Raw genomic sequence first — 17,536 nt, forward strand, 5'->3', positions numbered from 1 at the left:
CCTTCGCTTCACGCCAGTCTGGTGGCCGCTGATTGTTACCAAGGCCTTTCACTCCCATGACAGAAAAAACCGCCGACAGACACTCCACCCGAGCCGCCGCTGTATTGGCCCTGTGTTTACCCGGCGACGTGTTGTTGTACTTGCTCTTGCCAATGCAGCCGCAGGCGTTTGGTATCAGTCTGGCCGAGGCGGGGATTTTGCTGGCGGCGAATCGGCTGGTGCGGATTTTCGGTTATCGCTATGTCATGGAGTTTTACACCCGCCGGGGCGATCGCCCGGCATTGCTGCTGGCCACCGGGACTGCGGCGTTATGTGCATTGGGCTACGCGACGTTGTCGGGGTTTTGGTGGTTGTTGGTGTTGCGCCTCGGCTGGGGTTTGTCCTATGCGGCGCTGAATTTGTCCACGCAGGTGATGGCGACCGCCGAGCCCTCGGGTGCTGCGCGACGCACCGGGCGCTCGCGGGCGTTGATCGCGGCGGGGCCGATGCTGGCGTTGCCGTTGGGGGCGCTGTTGAGCGTGGCGTATGGGCCGCGGGTGATTTTCTTGCTGATGTTCGCGACGTCATTGATCGCGATGTGGTTGGCGCTGGGCATGCCATCGGCAGCGCATCCGATGTCGGCGTCGACACGGCGTTTCAAGCGCCCGGACAGTGTGGCGATGTGGTCGTTTATCGAAGGGCTGACCCTCGACGGACTGTTCATCATCGGGCTCTCGCTGTTGGCGGATCATCTTCTGGAGGGCAACGCGGTGGTGGTCGCCGGGATGCTGCTGGCGTTGCGTTACGTCTCGGAACTGTTGCTCAGCCCGTTGGGTGGTATCGCAGCGCAGCGCTGGGGCGCGACACGAATGTTGATCGTGTTTTCGCTGATGACGTCGATGGCGCTGATCGGGTTTGGCTTCCATTGGCTGATCGTCGGCGGGGCGTTGGTGCTGATTCTGCGGGCGTTGCAATTGCCGTTGGTGGTGACGGTCATTGCGCAACGTCATCCGGACAGCGGCCGTGTCCGGGCGCTGGCGGGGAACGCGGTCTGGCGTGATATCGGCGCGGGTTTGGGGCCATTGCTGGCCGGGTTTCTGCTGCCGGTGGCGCCTTCGGAGTGGGTGTATACGGGGGCGGCGTTGTGCCTGGCGGTGAGTGCGTTGGCGTGTCTGGAGCGGAAGAAGACACAAGCCAACCCATAACCCTTGTGGGAGCGGGCTTGCTCGCGAAGGCGGTGTGTCAGGCAATAAAAACGTCGACTGATACACCGCTTTCGCGAGCAAGCCCGCTCCCACAGGGGGTTATGGTGTGGCGGGTTACTTGGCTAACGCACTCAATATCTGATGCGCCGCTTTGATCCGCTCCGGGATCGGGTAGTTTTTGTTGGCCAGGATCACGATGCCGATGTCCTTGGCGGGCACGAACGCAACGTAAGCCCCGAAACCTCCAGTAGAGCCGGTTTTGTTGATCAGCACACTTTCCGGCTCAGGCTGCGGCGGGGTCAGCCATTGGACTTTGTGCGCCTCCATGGCCATGGGCGTGGAGTTGCCGCCCAGCAACTTGTCGAGGCTGATCGGGTAGCTGTAGCGTTCCCAGCCCAGGCCTTGAGTCATGTCGCCGACCGTGTAGTAACCGGTGTGAGTCGTTGCGATGGCCTGCTGCAAAGGCTTTTCCAGTGAGGCCGGTTTCAGGTTCGCCTGAACATAACGAATCATGTCCGCCGTACTGGTTTTCACGCCGTAGGCCTCGGAGTCCAGCGCCCCCGGATCGACCCGTACAGGCTTGTCATTCTTGTCGTAGCCTTGGGCGTAAACGCTCATCTGATCCGGCGGCACCCGAAGGAAGGTGTGTGTCAGCCCGAGTTTGGGCAGCAAGGTATTTGTCATCGCCTCATCAAATGGCACGCCCAGGTTATGCGCGGCCAGATACCCGAATAATCCGATGCTTGGGTTCGAATATTGTCGATGCGTGCCCGCCGCATACACTGGTTTCCACTGCTTGAAATAGCCGAGCATCTTGTCCGCGTGATCCGCTTCATCAGGGAATTGCAGCGGCAACCCGCCCGCCGTGTAGGTGCCCAGTTGCAGCACGCTGACGTTATCGAATGCACTGCCGCGCAAGTCAGGCAAGACCTGGCTGGCCTTGTCGCTCAAGGACAGTTTGCCGGTTGCGATGGCATAGGCGCCGAGGGTCGCGGTGAAGGTTTTGCTCACCGAGCCGATTTCGAACAGGGTGTTTTCCGTCACTGCTTGGACGCTTTCCTTGGACGCAACGCCGTAGTTAAAGTAATGCGGCTTGCCATTGACGGTGACGGCCACGGCCATCCCGGGAACGCCCTGGGTTTGCAGGATGGGTTTGATAGCGGCGTCGACCGTGCTCTGAATCTGTTGGTCGGTCTGAGCCTGGGCCAGGCACGGGCCAGCACCGAGTAATGCAACGCAAGCGCCTAAAACAGTCAGTCTGGCCATGTTGGTTTTGTTAGTCATTGTTTCTATTCCCTGCGAATGGAGGGCGCTACCCGGTAGACTGCCCGCTGAACGGCGAGGCAAATTTAGGCAGTCTGTCGTTGATCGACAACCGATGATATTTCGCACGAGCCATTAGAAAAATTTGGGAGTAGGCATGATCCGGCCGCAATTACCGCTTAACGCACTGCGCGCCTTTGAAGCGTCGGCGCGGCATCTGAGCTTCACCCGGGCGGCGGTGGAGCTGTGCGTCACGCAAGCGGCGGTCAGCCATCAGGTCAAAGGCCTTGAGGCTCAGCTTAACGTAACCCTGTTCAAACGCTTGCCCCGTGGGCTGATGTTGACCAGTGAGGGCGAAACCCTGTTGCCGGTGCTGCGCGAAGCTTTCGACCGAATCGCCGAAACCCTGGAGCGGCTCGAGGGCGGGCATTATCGCGAAGTATTGGCGGTGGGCGCCGTGGGAACGTTCGCAGTGGGGTGGCTGTTGCCGCGTCTGGCGGACTTCCAGGCGAAATATCCGTTCATAGATTTGCGCCTGTCGACCAACAACAATCGAGTGGACGTGGCGGCTGAAGGGCTGGATTACGCGATTCGTTTTGGCGCCGGGGCGTGGCACGGGATTGAGGCGGTGAGGCTGATTGAAGCGCCGCTGTCGGTGCTGTGCGTGCCCGAGATTGCCCGGCAACTGCGCGAACCGACCGATGTGCTGGGGCAAACCTTGCTGCGTTCCTACCGCTCGGATGAATGGCCGGACTGGTTTCAGGCGTCAGGTCTTTCGACCCACGTCGCGCCGCCGCAAAGCATCGTTTTCGACTCGTCGCTGGCGATGATGGAAGCGGCGATGCAAGGCGCTGGCGTGGCGTTGGCGCCGCCGCTGATGTTTGCGCGGCAACTGGCGGCGGGTGCGATCGAGCAGCCGTTCGCCATTCACATCACCACGGGGAGTTACTGGTTGACGCGGTTGCAGTCGCGACCGGAAACGGCGGCGATGGCGGCGTTCAAGGCGTGGCTGCTGCAGATAATTCACGGTTAACCACAACACCTGTGGGAGCGAGCTTGCTCGCGATGAGGTCGGCACATCCAATATTGATGTCGACGGATACGCCGCCTTCGCGAGCAAGCCCGCTCCCACAGGGGGATTTTTGGTGCTCCGGGATCAGCGCACCAGGCACGGCCGCTTGTTATCGAATTTCCACCCCGGAATCAGAAACTGCATCGCCACGCTGTCATCCCGCGCGCCCAGCCCCATGCCTTTGTACAGCTCATGTGCCTTGGCCAACTGATCCATATCCAGCTCAACCCCCAGCCCCGGCTTCTTCGGCACTTGCACACAACCGCCGACAATTTGCAGCGGCGCCTTGGTCAGGCGCTGGCCGTCCTGCCAGATCCAATGGGTGTCGATAGCGGTGATTTCACCCGGCGCCGCCGCTGCAACGTGGGTGAACATGGCCAGGGAAATGTCGAAGTGGTTATTGGAATGCGAGCCCCAGGTCAGGCCCCACTCGTGGCACATCTGCGCCACCCGAACCGAGCCCTGCATGGTCCAGAAGTGCGGGTCGGCTAGCGGGATATCCACCGATTGCAGCTGGATCGCGTGGCCCATTTCCCGCCAGTCGGTGGCGATCATGTTGGTCGCGGTTTTCAGCCCTGTGGCACGGCGGAATTCAGCCATCACTTCACGGCCCGAGTAACCGTTTTCCGCACCGCACGGGTCTTCGGCGTAAGCCAGCACGCTGTGTTGATCGCGGCACAGGCGGATCGCTTCTTTGAGTGACCACGCTCCATTCGGGTCGAGGGTGATGCGCGCGTCAGGGAAGCGTTCGGCGAGGGCGGTGACCGCTTCGATTTCTTCATCGCCACTGAGCACGCCGCCCTTGAGTTTGAAGTCCTTGAAACCGTAGCGCGCGTGGGCTGCTTCGGCGAGGCGCACCACCGCGTCGGCGGTCATGGCTTTTTCGTGACGCACACGGAACCAGTCGTTGTCGGCGTCCGGTTCGCTGCGGTAGGCCAGATCGGTCTGATTACGATCCCCGACATAAAACAGATAGCCGAGCATTTTCACTTCATCACGCTGCTGGCCTTCGCCGAGCAGGGCTGCCACCGGTACGTCCAGGTGCTGGCCGAGCAGATCGAGGAGGGCGGCTTCCAGGCCAGTCACCGCGTGAATGGTGATGCGCAGGTCGAAGGTCTGCAAACCACGGCCACCGGCATCGCGGTCGGCGAAGGTCTGGCGCACCTGATTGAGGATCTTCTGGTAGGTGCCAATCGGGCTGCCGACCACCAGCGAGCGTGCATCTTCCAGAGTCTGGCGAATGCGCTCGCCGCCCGGTACTTCACCGACCCCGGTGTGCCCGGCGTTGTCGGTAAGGATGACGATATTGCGCGTGAAAAACGGCCCATGGGCGCCGCTCAGGTTGAGCAGCATGCCGTCATGGCCAGCCACCGGAACCACTTGCATGCTGGTGATGATCGGTGCTTTTGCAGTGTTGTGTGCGTTCATTGTCATGTCCTTCAAAGCAGAAATTCAGGCGTGGCTGGAAGCGGGTTTGCCGACGGCAGCGGCGGGCGCGGTTTTCGGTGTGTTGCGGGCGGCGAACACAATGATCGCGGCGATGATCGAGGTCGCGGCTAAACCGTAGAGCCCGCCCTGGATCGAACCGGTGTGTTCTTCCAGCAGGCCGAACGTGGTCGGCGCAACGAAGCCGCCGAGGTTACCCACCGAGTTGATCAGCGCGATTACCCCCGCAGCGATCCGCGCATCCAGGTACGCCTGGGGAATCGGCCAGAACAGCGACGACGCCGATTTGAAACCCAGTGCCGCAAAGCAGATCGCGACAAAGGCGAAGATCGGCCCGCCAGTCGTGGACATGAACATCCCGGCCGCCGCAATCAATAGCGCAGCGGCGACCCAGGCTTGCTGGTGTTTCCATTTGGCCGAGAACGCAGCGAAGGCGTACATGCCGACAATCGACAGCAACCACGGGATCGAGTTGAACAAGCCGACCTGAATGTCGCTGAGGTCGCCCATCTTCTTGATGATGCTCGGCAGCCAGAAGGTCGCGGCGTAAATGGTCAGTTGAATGAAGAAGTAGATCAGGCAGAACAGGATGATCTGGCGATCCTTGAGCAGTTTGCCCAGCGACGGTTTGATCGGCGTCGCGGCTTCGCGAGCGAGTTGTTCGTCGTCGATGGCCTTGACCAGCGCGTCTTGCTCATCGCGGCTCAGCCATTTGGCGTCGTGTGGTTTGGAGTCGAGCCAGAACCAGACGAACACGCACAACCCGACCGAGAACATCCCTTCAATGAAGTACATCCACTGCCAGCCGTGCAGGCCCAGACCGTTAATTTGCAGCAGCAAACCGGACAACGGGCCGGAGATCAGCGATGCAATCGCCGAGCCGCTGAGGAAGATCGCAATCGCCTTGCCGCGCTCAACCCCTGGCAACCAACGGGTGAAGTAGTAGATCACCCCGGGAAAGAACCCGGCTTCGGCCACGCCCAGCAGAAAACGCAGGATGTAGAAGTGGGTTTCGTTCTGGATGAATGCCATGCCGGCAGCGACCAGGCCCCAGGTCAGCATGATGCGGGTCAGCCAGATACGCGCGCCGACTTTTTGCAGGAGCATGTTGGAGGGGACTTCGAACAGGGCGTAACCGATGAAGAACAGGCCGGCACCGAGGCCGTAGGCGGCAGCGCCGATGCCCAAGTCCTGCTCCATGTGGGCGCGGACGAAGCCGATGTTCACGCGATCGATGTAATTAACGATGAACATGATCACGAACAGCGGCAGGACATGGCGTTTGACTTTCGAGATGGCGGACTTGAGGACCGAATCGGTGCCGTCGTTCATCCCGGATATGGATGTATTCACTTGCGTTTCTCCCACTGATTATTTTTATGCGGGGTGTGACTGGGTGTTGCGATGTTGATAGACATCATACAACTAGGTTTTTTCGTTTCGCAAGCGTCTTTGTCCAACAAAATATGGATGTTTTGGTTGGTTGTTATTCTTTTTGAGCGTTTGTCTGGGCTGGATTTGAGTGTTTTTGGCGTTTTTGTTGAGTGTTGTCATACAAGTTGAGCGCTGTTTTATCGAGCGCTCAGTGCTACGATCCCGTTAGCCCTGCTTTTCGGATAACCGCCATGCAAGAAGACCTCGACGCACCTGCCCGCAAGCGCAGCCATAACCTGGCCCATGACTTGGTGGCGAAGCTGACTCAGAGCATTCTGCTCGGCCAGATGTTGCCGGGGGACAAGCTGCCGTCGGAAAACACCATCGTTCAGGAACACGGGGTCAGTCGCACGGTAGTGCGCGAGGCGATCTCGAAGTTACAGGCCTCGGGGTTGGTGGAAACCCGGCACGGCATCGGCACCTTTGTCATTGAGCGCGTGGCGGAGCAAGGGCTGCGGCTGAACGTCGACACCGCGCTGGGAGTGCGCAGCATTCTGGAGTTGCGCATGGGCCTGGAAACCCAGGCGGCGGCACTGGCAGCGGTGCGCCGTACCGATCAGCAACTAGGGCAGATGCGTGAAGCGCTGGATGACTATCAGCGCCTGCTGGCCAACAACGACAGTTGCGTGGAGGCCGATAAACGCTTCCACCTGTTGATCGCCGAAGCCACCGGCAATGTGTGTTTCACCGAAATCATGCAGCACCTGGGCAGCGCGATGATCCCCCGGACCCGCGTGAATGCCGCCGAGCGCGGCGCCACGGATCTGAGCAAGCTCGGGCAACTGGCCAATCAGGAACACGAGGCGATCCTCAACGCCATCAAGCGCCAGGACGCGGACGCAGCGCGCGCGGCGATGTGGCTGCACCTGACCAACAGCCGCGACCGGTTTCTGGCCCAGGGCTGACAGCCGTTGGTCTACTCGATAGCACGCCTTTCATGCGCCCGCTTCCAAACTGTACGGCCCAGATTAACTGGACCTCATCAGTGAGGTGCATCATGGCTAACGATTCAATGTTCCAGGGCGGAACACCCAACACCGACCCAACCAGATCCATGCCCGGCACAGACGAGCCAACGCTGGATCAGGATGCACCGTCTGGCGTAGACCCTTCCCGGGATCCGGCCTTGAGCGACGCTGATCGCCCTGAAGACTGGAAAGACCCGACCGCCGACGAAGACGTGCCGACGGCGGATGAAGAGACGCCGCTGTCCGATGACATGCGATAAAACAAACCCGGCCATTGCGCCGGGTTTTTTGTATTCGCCGATCCAGATGGGAAAGATCAGTGTGGGAGCTCCATGTGGGAGCGGGCTTGCTCGCGAAGGCGGAGTGTCAGTCAACGCAGATGTTGAATGTGAGTCAGTCTTCGCGAGCAAGCCCGCTCCCACGGGGGAACCTCAGTGTCATTGCGATCAGTGTGGGAGCGAGCCTGCTCGCGAAGGCGTCAGCAGCCCCAGCACCCTCCGCTCCAGATTCAACGCCAGCACACTGATCAACACCACCATCGCCCCAACGATCACCATCAACGCCGGCCGCTCGCCCAGCGCTATCGACGCAATCCCCATCGCCGTCGGCGGCACCAGATACAACGTCATCGCCGCCCGGCTCAAATCCACATGCGCCAGCACAAACGCCCAGGCCAGATAGGCGAGGGCACTCGGTAAAACCCCCAGACCGATCACCGCCATCTGCACTGCAATCGGTGCGCGTACAACCTGATCCACCAACCCCGGCAGATACACCAGCAACAGCAGCGTCCCGGACCAGACCGTGTAGCAAGTCAGGGTCAAACCGTCATAACGCCCGGTGTGATGTTTCTGCAGGGCGAAGTAAAAACTCCAGGACACCGCCGCCAAAAGGATCAACAAGCCGTGCGCATCAATACTGCCCAGGCCTTTATCGCCGGCCACCACAATCACCACTCCGATCAAACCCAGCAACACACATCCCCAGCGCCAGACGCTCACGCGATCCTTGAACACAAACCGCGCCAGCAAGGTGCTGAACAACGGCGTCGATTGCGCCAGCACACTGGACGCGCCGGCGCTGACCCCTTGCTGGCCGAAATTCAGCAGCACGTGGTGCAGGCTCACGGCAAAGAAACCGAGGGCAATCAGGAACGGCAGGTCGCGCAGTTTCGGCAGGCTGATGCCTTTGAGCGCCGCGATCACCGCCATAAACACCGACGCCACCAGAAACCGCAGCAACGCCAGATGGCCAGGGTCGTAGGCCTGCAAACCGATATGAATGCCGGTCGGTGAATAACCCCAGCACGCCACGACGAATGCCATGGCCAGGATGATCTTGAGGGTAGGGGACAGTGACAGCATGGTCGGGCACCTGTGGGTTGATGCCACCAGTATCAGAAGCCGGATCATTCGCCGCAACTGACTTATACTGCGCCAATACATCACTTTTGGTGAGCAATATGGAACTGGCGCAGATTCGCATGTTCAAGACCGTTGCCGACGTCGGCAGCATCGCCCGGGCGGCGGAGCTGTTGCACTGCGTGCCGTCGAATATCACCGCACGGATCAAGGCGCTGGAGGCCGAGTTGGGGGTGGCGCTGTTCCTGCGCGAGGGTCGAGGGCTGCGGATCAGTCCGTCGGGGCAAACCTTTCTGGCCTACGCCTCGAAAATCCTCGCGCTGACGGCGGAGGCCAAGCGCGCGCTGGACCCGTCCGCCGATCCCTCCGGACCGTTGCGCATCGGCGCCATCGAATCCTCGGCCACTGGTCGCTTGCCGCGCTTGCTGGCCAAGTTTCACAAGCGTTATCCCGGCGTGGCTTTGGAACTGACTACCGGCACCTGGAGCCAACTGCTCGACGACACCGCCAATCATCGCCTCGACGGCGCGATCGTTGCGGTGGATGTCGAGCGCTCGCAGCTCAAGCGCACTCCGATGTACCGCGAAGAGTTGCTGCTGATTGCATCAACATCGTTGGGGCCGGTGCGCGATATCACCGATTTGCAGGACAAAACCGTGTTCATGTGGCCCCAGGGTTGTCCGTATCGGGCGGCGCTGGAACATTGGTTATTGCGCCAGGGGCACGCGCTGCCGATTGTCAGCCTGGCCAGTTACGGGGCGATTGTCGGTTGCGTCAGCGCCGGGGCCGGGGTGGCGCTGGTGCCCAAAGGGATATTCGATCAGTACGCCAAGGGCGCGGGTTGCGCCGGGTATGAGTTCCCGGAGCTGACGGCGGTGGAGAACTTGTTCTACTGGCATGAAAACGCCGGGGTGCACCCGGCGCGGGAGGCGTTTGTGGGGATGTTGCGCGAGGAATTCGCCTGACCCCTGAACTCTGACCCTGTGGGAGCGGGCTTGTGTGGCGAGGGAGCTTGCTCCCGCTGGGTCGCGAAGCGGCCCCAAAAGCGTTGCGACTGCTGCGCAGCCGAGCGGGAGCAAGCTCCCTCGCCACACAAGCCCGCTCCCACAGGGAATTTGTGTTGTTTGGAAGATCTCAGCGTTCGCCGACATCGCGCATCAACAACCCAAACTGCAAATCCACCGCATCCGGAATCGGCAGGTACACCGTGTGCCCATCCCCCGGCGCCACTTCGATCGGCTGGCCTTTGCTGTTCTGCAGCTCATGCAGATCAAAGTGAAAGTTGCCCTTGGGCGTCATCAGTTCCATGTGATCGCCCAAGCTAAAGCGGTTTTTCACCTTCACTTCCGCCAGTCGATCCCGCCGTTCGCCGGTCAACTCACCGACAAACTGCTGGCGTTCCGAAACCGAGCTGCCGTTCTGGTAATTCTGATACTCGTCATGCACATGCCGCCGCAGAAAACCCTCGGTGTAGCCGCGCTGGGCCAGGGATTCCAGATCGGTCATCAAGCTGCGGTCGAAGTCGCGCCCGGCCACCGCATCGTCGATGGCCCGGCGATACACCTGGGTGGTGCGGGCGCAATAGAAGTGGGATTTGGTCCGGCCTTCGATCTTCAGTGAGTGCACGCCCATTTGCGTCAGGCGTTCGACGTGCTGCACGGCACGCAGGTCCTTGGCGTTCATGATGTAGGTGCCGTGTTCGTCCTCGAAGGCTGGCATCAACTCGTCCGGGCGATTGGCTTCCTGCAACAGGAACACTTGGTCGGTCGGCGCGCCGATGCCGAGGGTCGGTTGAAACTGCTGGACGATTTCGCCGAGCTGATTTTCGGTGGCCTCCGTCGCCGAGTACTTCCAGCGGCAAGCGTTGGTGCAACTGCCCTGGTTCGCGTCGCGCTTGTTCATGTAGCCCGACAGCAGGCAGCGACCGGAGTAGGCCATGCACAGCGCGCCGTGGACAAACACTTCGAGCTCCATGGCCGGCACTTGCTGGCGGATTTCGGCGATTTCTTCCAGGGACAGTTCGCGGGACAGGATGATCCGGCTCAAGCCCTGTTGCTGCCAGAACTCGACACTTGCCCAGTTCACCGTGTTGGCCTGCACCGACAGGTGAATCGGCATCTGCGGGTAGTGGCTGCGCACCAGCATGATCAGGCCGGGGTCGGACATGATCAGCGCGTCCGGCGCCATGCCGATCACCGGTTCCAGGTCTTTCAAGAAGGTCTTGAGCTTGGCGTTGTGCGGCGCGATGTTGATCACCACGTAGAAGCGCTTGCCTTGTTGCTGGGCCTCGCGAATGCCGAGGGCCAGGTTGGCGTGGTCGAATTCGTTATTGCGCACCCGCAGGCTGTAGCGCGGCTGCCCGGCGTACACCGCATCGGCGCCGTAGGCGAAGGCATAACGCATGTTTTTCAGGGTGCCGGCGGGGGCGAGCAGTTCGGGAGCGATGAGGGGCATGGAGAGGTCGACCACAAAAGCCCGGCAGGGTAAGCGGCTTGTCCACGGGGTTTATTGATCTGGATCTATGCTTGATGAACAAACGGATGGCACTCGCGCGAACCGTGGCGGACTAAGCATCAGGAGACGAGTTTCGCGCTCCTTTTTGCGCACTGACATGGATCGGACATGAAAGAAACCACGCTACAAAAAAGATCGCTGCTCGTCTTGCTGCTCGCGGTCACCCTCGCGTTTATCGGGATCCTATTGCCGTTTTACGGCGCGGTGTTCTGGGCCGTTATCCTTGGCATCGTTTTCGCGCCACTGCAGCGGCGACTGCAGATGAGATTCGGCTGGCCGCGCAACCTGACATCGCTGTGCACCTTGGGCATCTGTCTGGTGATCGCGATTTTGCCGGTGATCATCATCAGCGTGTTGCTGGTTCAGGAGGGCGCGTCGCTGTATAGCCGCATCGAAAGCGGCGAGTTGGACATCGCGGCGTATGTGGCGCAGTTCAAGCACGGCTTGCCGCCGTATTTCCAGCATTTGCTCGATCGGTTTGGCGTCGGCGAGTTGAAAGGCTTGCAGGACAAGATCGTCAAGGGCGCGATGCAGGGCAGTCAGTTTGTGGCTGCGCAGGTCGTCACGTTTGGCCAGGGCACCTTCGAGTTCATCGTCAGCTTCTTCATCATGCTGTACCTGCTGTTTTTCTTTCTGCGGGACGGCGCCGAGCTGGCGCGTAAAGTCCGCACCGCGGTGCCGTTGCAGGAACACCAGAAGCGCCGCTTGCAGCTCAAGTTCAACCGCGTGGTGCGGGCCACCGTCAAAGGCAACCTGCTGGTGGCGATCACGCAAGGCGCGTTGGGCGGTTTGATTTTCTGGTTCCTGGATATCCCGAGTGCGTTGCTCTGGGCGGTGTTGATGGCGTTTCTGTCGCTGTTGCCAGCGGTGGGGGCGGGGATTGTCTGGGCGCCGGTGGCGCTGTACTTCCTGCTCAGCGGGGCGATCTGGCAGGGCGTAGTGCTGGGGTTGTTCGGGGTGTTCGTTATTGGCCTGGTGGACAACGTGCTGCGTCCGATCCTGGTGGGTAAGGACACAAAAATGCCCGACTACATGATCCTGATCTCGACCCTGGGCGGCATGGCCGTCTTCGGTCTCAATGGTTTTGTAATCGGGCCGTTGATCGCTGCACTGTTCATGTCGAGCTGGGCGATTTTCGTCGAAACCAAGCCGCGGGTTCAGCTGCCTTAGGCAATGAGCAGGACGGTGCCCATTTTTTGCGACAGCGCCTGGGCGGCGGGAAGCGAGGTGAGCGGACCGCTGACAGGTTCGCCGTCGCGCATCAGATACCAACAGGCGAGCAATCCCATCTCTCTGAGTGATGCGGGAACGGCGCTGCCGACAACGGACATAATCTGAACCTGGGACATCATAAGTACCTCCATCAATCTATGGAGCCACCTTACGGACCGCGCGGTTCAACGGACAATCAACGTTTTCGATAGTGGTCATTGATGCCAACGAGGGGTGGCGATCAATCCACGACCAGATCGAGCATGTGCACGACTTCCTGCTCATTGAGCAGGCCTTTGCGCACCAGGTTTTCGGCCAGCAGCGAGAGAAACTTGGCGTTGCGATGGCCTTCCAGGTGCTTGAGTTCGGTCAGTGTGTTGTACACCTTGCTGGAAGTGCACAAGCCGACATTGCGGTGCGGGTTTTGCGTGGGCATGAGGTCGTCCTTGTTTTTATCAACCTGTTGTTTACGGACAGATCCCAGCTTGCGGACCTGACATGACATAAATATGACCGTTTTCCCCAAAGTGGGGGAAGGGCGGTCCAATCAATCTTGCCTACTTTACCTGCCGATACTGTCCCGACAGCGACCTTTACAAGATTTATCCAGACCTCGCCCGACTGACGGGCATAAAAAAGGCCCCGCTGTTAAGGCGGGGCCTGATGAACCTGTTACCAGCGTGGGCCACCATAGTAACCATGGGGAGGGCCGTAGTAACCGCGTGGCGGGCCATAATAAACCGGCGCCGGGCGGTAGTAGACCGGTTGCTGCACGTACACCGGGGCCGGTTGGTAATAAACCGGTGGCGGCGGTTGTTGCACGTAGACCGGTTGTGGCTGAACGTAAACCGGCGCCTGTTCTACATAAACCGGCCGATTGGCGTTGATGAGGGCCGAGCCGACGATGGCCGAACCAACGATCGCGCCAAACACCGCTGGACCTTGCCAACCGCCACCGCCATGGGCTTCTGCCTGCCCTGCGACAGCCAGTACACCAATCAACAAGGCTACTGTGGGGATTTTACGGATCATGATAATTCCTCGGTTCTTCGACCCGGCGCTTGAATCTGCAATAGACCCAAGGATTGTCGCGGGGATACTTCTAAGACAGCGCTTTTTTGAAAAACTGCACAGCCGTTAGGTAAATTTTGTGTAAGGTCTGTACCGGCTTCCTTACGCTGCTGCAAAGCCGTGTGCGGACAGACCTAATGATCGAACAGAACAGGATGGAATGGCTAATCCCGTCTATCTGAAAGTGCAATCGAAGGAGATATTTCATGCAGATGAACCCCAACAACGATACCCAGCTGTGCATGTCCCTGTCTGGACGCCCCGGGAACTTTGGCCTGCGATTTCACAATCATCTGTACGAACAACTGGGGCTGAATTTTTACTACAAAGCATTCAGCAGTAAAGACCTGACCGGCGCGGTCGGTGGGATTCGTGCCCTGGGCATTCGCGGTTGTGGCGTGTCGATGCCATTCAAGGAAGCCTGCATCGCGCTGGTCGATGAACTGGACGCGTCCGCTGCCGCCATCCAGTCGATCAACACCATCGTCAATACCGACGGCCATCTCAAGGCCTACAACACGGATTACATCGCTATCGCGCAGTTGCTGGAAACCCATCAAGTGCCGAAGGAATCGACCTTTGCCCTGCGCGGCAGCGGCGGCATGGCGAAGGCTGTAGCCAGTGCTTTGCGCGATGGCGGTTACGAAAACGGCGTGATCGTGGCCCGCAACGAACGCGCCGGGCGGGCGCTGGCCGAATCCCTGGGTTATGAGTGGCAAGCAGAACTGGGGACTCGACGCCCGCAGATGTTGATCAACGTCACACCCATCGGCATGACCGGCGGGCCGGAGGCTGATCAACTGGCATTCGACGCTGACGTGATCAAGTCGGCCAAGACTGTCTTCGATGTGGTGGCGATCCCCTCGGAAACACCGCTGATCGTGCGCGGCAGGGCCGAAGGCAAGCGCGTGATCACCGGGCTGGAAGTGATTGCGATCCAGGCACTGGAGCAGTTTGTGCTTTATACCGGCGTGCGGCCGACGGATGAGCAGTTTCAGGCGGCAGTGGCGTTTGCGCGGAGTTGATCGCTTCACAAAATCCCTGTGGGAGCGGGCTTGCTCGCGAAAGCGGTGTATCAGTCACCATCAATGCTGAATGACACCCCGCCTTCGCGAGCAAGCCCGCTCCCACATTTGATTTGTGTTGTCAGGTTATTCCAGGCGCGCCAGGCGTTCTTCCAGCGCCGCAATCCGCGCTTCCAGCTCTTCGATCCGTTCCACCGACACGCCGCCAGTCCCACGTTCCGCTGGGTTCTGCCGGGCTGCAAGGATCACTTCGATATCCGCCGGATCGCCCAGCGCATGCATGTAGCGGTCTTCCCGCTGCCCCGCCTGACGCGGAATCAGCAGCGCCAGCCCCCGCGCAATCAAGCGCTCCAGCTGATGCACCACCTGCTCGGTATCTTCGAATTCATGCATGCGGCCGCTGCGGGTCAGCAGTTCATTGACGGTTTGCGGGCCGCGCAGAAACAGCAGCCCGGTCAGAATCACCTGGGCCGGCACCAGCTCCAGCGCCTTGTCCACCTTGTGTTCCCAGCGATCGGCGCGACTGCCCATCACCAGTTTGGTGAAGCCGCGACCTTCGAGGGCGCGCAGGCTCTGGCCGACCTGGCCCTGGGTCAGGTTCATCACCGGTTCGCGGCTGGTTTTCTGGTTGCAGGCAATCACCAGCGCATTAAGGGTCAGCGGATAGGTTTCCGGGCTGGTGGCCTGTTTCTCGATCAAGGAACCCAGAATGCGGATTTCCGTGCTGTTGAGGCGCGGCTCGTCGAAGGTCGTCTCTTGCTCAGTGCTCATTCGCGCTTTTCCCTTTGCTGTCGATGCGTGCAGTCGAAGCCGACTAGCCTAATCCTTGCGAAACAAAAGGCAAGCCGCCCGGTCATCAAGCATGGCTATAATCGCTCCACGTTTTTACACCCGCCACAACACGAGACTGCCATGACTATTTCTTTGTACGCCGCTTCCGTCCCGGTTTTCCAACAACTGCTCAACGCCCTGAGCGATGTGCTGAACAAGGCTGAAGCCCACGCTACCGCCAAAAACATCGACCCGAACGCTTTCCTGCAAGCCCGTCTGTACCCGGACATGTTCCCGCTGGTGCGCCAAGTGCAGATCGCCGTTGATTTCGCCAAGGGCGTTTCTTCGCGTCTGGCCGAAGTAGAAGTGCCGAAGTACGAAGACACCGAAACCACCTTCGCCGAGCTGCAAGCGCTGATTACCAAGGTCCTGGCCTACATCGGCGAGATCAAGCCTGAGCAGATCGACGGCAAGGAAGGCATCGAGATCGTTACTCGTCCAGGCACGCCGAAAGAGAAGCGCTTCAGCGGCCAGGCTTACCTGCTGAGCTACGGCTTGCCGCAGTTCTTCTTCCACGTCACCACCGCTTATGCGTTGCTGCGTCACAACGGTGTGGAAGTGGGCAAGCGCGATTACATGGGCGCGTTCTAAACCGTCCAGGCAATAAAAAGCCCCCGCAGCCTAAGGTTGCGGGGGCTTTTTCATGGGCAAGCATTTTTCAATTACACCGCAGATCCTGTGGGAGCGGGCTTGCTCGCGAAGGCGGCGGTACATTCAACATCAATGTGCCTGACACACCGCCTTCGCGAGCAAGCCCGCTCCCACAGGGGGAGGCGTGTTATGCCAGGCTTTTCCGTTCTTCACCCAAGCACGCGGCGGCGGTAAACAACACATCGGTGGACGAATTCAACGCTGTCTCCGCCGAATCCTGCAACACGCCAATAATGAAGCCCACCGCCACCACTTGCATCGCAATCTCGCTCGGGATGCCGAACAGGCTGCACGCCAGCGGAATCAGCAACAACGAACCGCCCGCCACACCCGAAGCGCCACACGCGCAAATCGCCGCCACCACGCTGAGCAAAATCGCTGTCGGAATATCCACGGCAATCCCCAGTGTATGCACGGCAGCCAGGGTCAACACGGTGATGGTGATCGCCGCGCCCGCCATGTTGATGGTCGCACCGAGCGGAATCGACACCGAATAAGTGTCTTCATGCAGGCCCAAGCGCTTGCTCAATTCCAGGTTGACCGGAATGTTCGCCGCCGAACTGCGGGTGAAGAATGCGGTGATCCCGCTTTCCCGCAGGCACATCAGCACCAGCGGATACGGGTTGCGACGCAGTTTCCAGAACACGATGACCGGGTTCATCACCAGCGCCACGAACAGCATGCAACCCAGCAACACCGCCAGCAGGTGCGCATAGCCGATCAACGCACCGAAGCCCGAGGTGGCGAGGGTTGAAGCCACCAGCCCGAAAATCCCCAGCGGCGCAAAGCGGATCACCAGGCGCACGATCAAGGTCACGCCATTCGACAAGTCACCGAGCACTTCGCGGGTGGTGTCGCCGGCATGCCGAATCGCAACGCCCATGCCGATCGCCCACGCCAGAATGCCGATGAAGTTGGCGTTCATCAGCGCACTGACCGGGTTGTCGACCACGCTCAACAGCAAACTTTGCAACACTTCACCGATGCCGCCCGGCGCGGTCACTGCGACATCCTGGGTCGACAACACCAGGCTCGACGGGAACAACGTGCTGGCCACCACCGCGACCACGGCCGCAGCAAAGGTGCCCAGCAGATACAGGAACAGGATCGGCCGGATATGCGTTTCCTGACCGTGCTTATGGTTGGCGATGGACGCCATCACCAGCACGAACACCAGGATTGGCGCGACGGCTTTCAGGGCCGCGACAAACACTTTGCCAATGAACGCGGTGGACTTCGCCACGTCAGGCGCAAACAAGGCCAGGGCAATGCCGGCGATCAGGCCGATGACGATTTGCGTCACCAGGCTGGTGCGTTTCAAGCGGTGCAACAGGGACGGGGATGAAGCGCTCATAACGGTATCTCTGATTTTTTTAGGTGCAGGGTTCCGCGCATCACGCAGCAAAAAGCAGGGCAGGCCACATGGAGGAACCGAGAGGTATCGCGACATCAATGCCAACAACTGGCCGATGAATAGGGTGTACGAATCGCAGGGCGCGGACTT

18 protein-coding genes are annotated in these 17,536 nt (G+C 60.0%); 8 read left to right on the top strand and 10 right to left on the bottom strand.

The features are described 5' to 3' along the window. Positions 1–56 precede the first annotated feature (56 nt). Positions 57–1,184 carry an MFS transporter gene (locus NK667_RS05960; RefSeq protein WP_054617280.1) on the top strand — a complete coding sequence of 376 codons (1,128 nt, stop codon included), beginning with the start codon at positions 57–59 and terminating at the stop codon, positions 1,182–1,184. A gap of 114 nt (positions 1,185–1,298) precedes the next feature. Here NK667_RS05960 and ampC read toward each other — a convergent pair whose 3' ends face one another. Further along, positions 1,299–2,450 (bottom strand): class C beta-lactamase, encoded by a 1,152-nt coding sequence (gene ampC / locus NK667_RS05965; RefSeq protein ID WP_413786167.1) that lies wholly within the window; start codon positions 2,448–2,450, stop codon positions 1,299–1,301. Positions 2,451–2,604: 154 nt separating this feature from the next. On the opposite strand from ampC, the gene NK667_RS05970 reads away from it, so the two are divergent. Next, positions 2,605–3,480 (top strand): LysR family transcriptional regulator, encoded by an 876-nt coding sequence (locus NK667_RS05970; protein WP_054617278.1) that lies wholly within the window; start codon positions 2,605–2,607, stop codon positions 3,478–3,480. Positions 3,481–3,603: 123 nt separating this feature from the next. Here NK667_RS05970 and gudD read toward each other — a convergent pair whose 3' ends face one another. Next, entirely contained in the window at positions 3,604–4,947 is a 1,344-nt protein-coding gene (gene gudD, locus NK667_RS05975) for a glucarate dehydratase (RefSeq protein WP_054617277.1), read from the bottom strand. Positions 4,948–4,971: 24 nt separating this feature from the next. After that, positions 4,972–6,318 carry an MFS transporter gene (locus tag NK667_RS05980; protein ID WP_054053888.1) on the bottom strand — a complete coding sequence of 449 codons (1,347 nt, stop codon included), beginning with the start codon at positions 6,316–6,318 and terminating at the stop codon, positions 4,972–4,974. Between the two features lie 272 nt (positions 6,319–6,590). On the opposite strand from NK667_RS05980, the gene NK667_RS05985 reads away from it, so the two are divergent. Continuing rightward, positions 6,591–7,304: a FadR/GntR family transcriptional regulator gene (locus NK667_RS05985; RefSeq protein ID WP_054617276.1), complete on the top strand. Its 714-nt coding sequence runs from the start codon at positions 6,591–6,593 to the stop codon at positions 7,302–7,304. A gap of 92 nt (positions 7,305–7,396) precedes the next feature. Then, positions 7,397–7,627 carry a hypothetical protein gene (locus NK667_RS05990; protein ID WP_054617275.1) on the top strand — a complete coding sequence of 77 codons (231 nt, stop codon included), beginning with the start codon at positions 7,397–7,399 and terminating at the stop codon, positions 7,625–7,627. 186 nt (positions 7,628–7,813) lie between these two features. Here NK667_RS05990 and NK667_RS05995 read toward each other — a convergent pair whose 3' ends face one another. Next, complete coding sequence (locus NK667_RS05995) at positions 7,814–8,731, bottom strand: DMT family transporter (RefSeq protein ID WP_054617274.1); 918 nt, start codon at positions 8,729–8,731, stop codon at positions 7,814–7,816. A gap of 98 nt (positions 8,732–8,829) precedes the next feature. Here NK667_RS05995 and NK667_RS06000 point away from each other — a divergent pair, with 98 nt between their 5' ends. Beyond that, entirely contained in the window at positions 8,830–9,693 is an 864-nt protein-coding gene (locus NK667_RS06000) for a LysR family transcriptional regulator (RefSeq protein ID WP_054617273.1), read from the top strand. A 169-nt stretch (positions 9,694–9,862) separates the two neighbouring features. Here the strand turns inward: NK667_RS06000 and trhP are convergent, their stop codons facing one another. Next, positions 9,863–11,182, bottom strand: a complete 1,320-nt coding sequence (gene trhP / locus NK667_RS06005; RefSeq protein ID WP_054617272.1) for a prephenate-dependent tRNA uridine(34) hydroxylase TrhP — start codon at positions 11,180–11,182, stop codon at positions 9,863–9,865. Between the two features lie 168 nt (positions 11,183–11,350). On the opposite strand from trhP, the gene NK667_RS06010 reads away from it, so the two are divergent. After that, complete coding sequence (locus NK667_RS06010; protein WP_054053877.1) at positions 11,351–12,412, top strand: AI-2E family transporter; 1,062 nt, start codon at positions 11,351–11,353, stop codon at positions 12,410–12,412. Here the strand turns inward: NK667_RS06010 and NK667_RS06015 are convergent. The 3 genes from NK667_RS06015 to NK667_RS06025 all read right to left on the bottom strand — a co-directional run bounded on the left by NK667_RS06015 (position 12,409) and on the right by NK667_RS06025 (position 13,486). Further along, a complete protein-coding gene (locus tag NK667_RS06015) occupies positions 12,409–12,591 on the bottom strand; it encodes a hypothetical protein (protein WP_054053939.1) in 183 nt (60 codons plus the stop codon). The two genes, NK667_RS06010 and NK667_RS06015, sit on opposite strands and share 4 nt — an antisense overlap. Before the next feature lie 104 nt (positions 12,592–12,695). Then, positions 12,696–12,890 (bottom strand): hypothetical protein, encoded by a 195-nt coding sequence (locus tag NK667_RS06020; RefSeq protein ID WP_054617271.1) that lies wholly within the window; start codon positions 12,888–12,890, stop codon positions 12,696–12,698. A 236-nt stretch (positions 12,891–13,126) separates the two neighbouring features. Beyond that, positions 13,127–13,486 (bottom strand): hypothetical protein, encoded by a 360-nt coding sequence (locus NK667_RS06025; RefSeq protein ID WP_054053873.1) that lies wholly within the window; start codon positions 13,484–13,486, stop codon positions 13,127–13,129. Between the two features lie 245 nt (positions 13,487–13,731). Between NK667_RS06025 and NK667_RS06030 the strand changes: the two genes are divergently transcribed. Then, a complete protein-coding gene (locus tag NK667_RS06030; protein ID WP_054617270.1) occupies positions 13,732–14,550 on the top strand; it encodes a shikimate 5-dehydrogenase in 819 nt (272 codons plus the stop codon). A 126-nt stretch (positions 14,551–14,676) separates the two neighbouring features. On the opposite strand, the gene NK667_RS06035 is transcribed toward NK667_RS06030, so the two are convergent. Beyond that, positions 14,677–15,321: a YceH family protein gene (locus tag NK667_RS06035; protein WP_054617269.1), complete on the bottom strand. Its 645-nt coding sequence runs from the start codon at positions 15,319–15,321 to the stop codon at positions 14,677–14,679. A gap of 141 nt (positions 15,322–15,462) precedes the next feature. Between NK667_RS06035 and NK667_RS06040 the strand changes: the two genes are divergently transcribed. Beyond that, positions 15,463–15,972 carry a DUF1993 domain-containing protein gene (locus NK667_RS06040; RefSeq protein WP_054617268.1) on the top strand — a complete coding sequence of 170 codons (510 nt, stop codon included), beginning with the start codon at positions 15,463–15,465 and terminating at the stop codon, positions 15,970–15,972. Positions 15,973–16,159: 187 nt separating this feature from the next. Here the strand turns inward: NK667_RS06040 and sstT are convergent, their stop codons facing one another. Further along, complete coding sequence (gene sstT / locus NK667_RS06045; RefSeq protein ID WP_054617267.1) at positions 16,160–17,386, bottom strand: serine/threonine transporter SstT; 1,227 nt, start codon at positions 17,384–17,386, stop codon at positions 16,160–16,162. Positions 17,387–17,536 lie beyond the last annotated feature (150 nt).

The sequence above is a fragment of the Pseudomonas nunensis genome (genome assembly GCF_024296925.1).
Classification (GTDB): domain Bacteria; phylum Pseudomonadota; class Gammaproteobacteria; order Pseudomonadales; family Pseudomonadaceae; genus Aquipseudomonas; species Aquipseudomonas nunensis.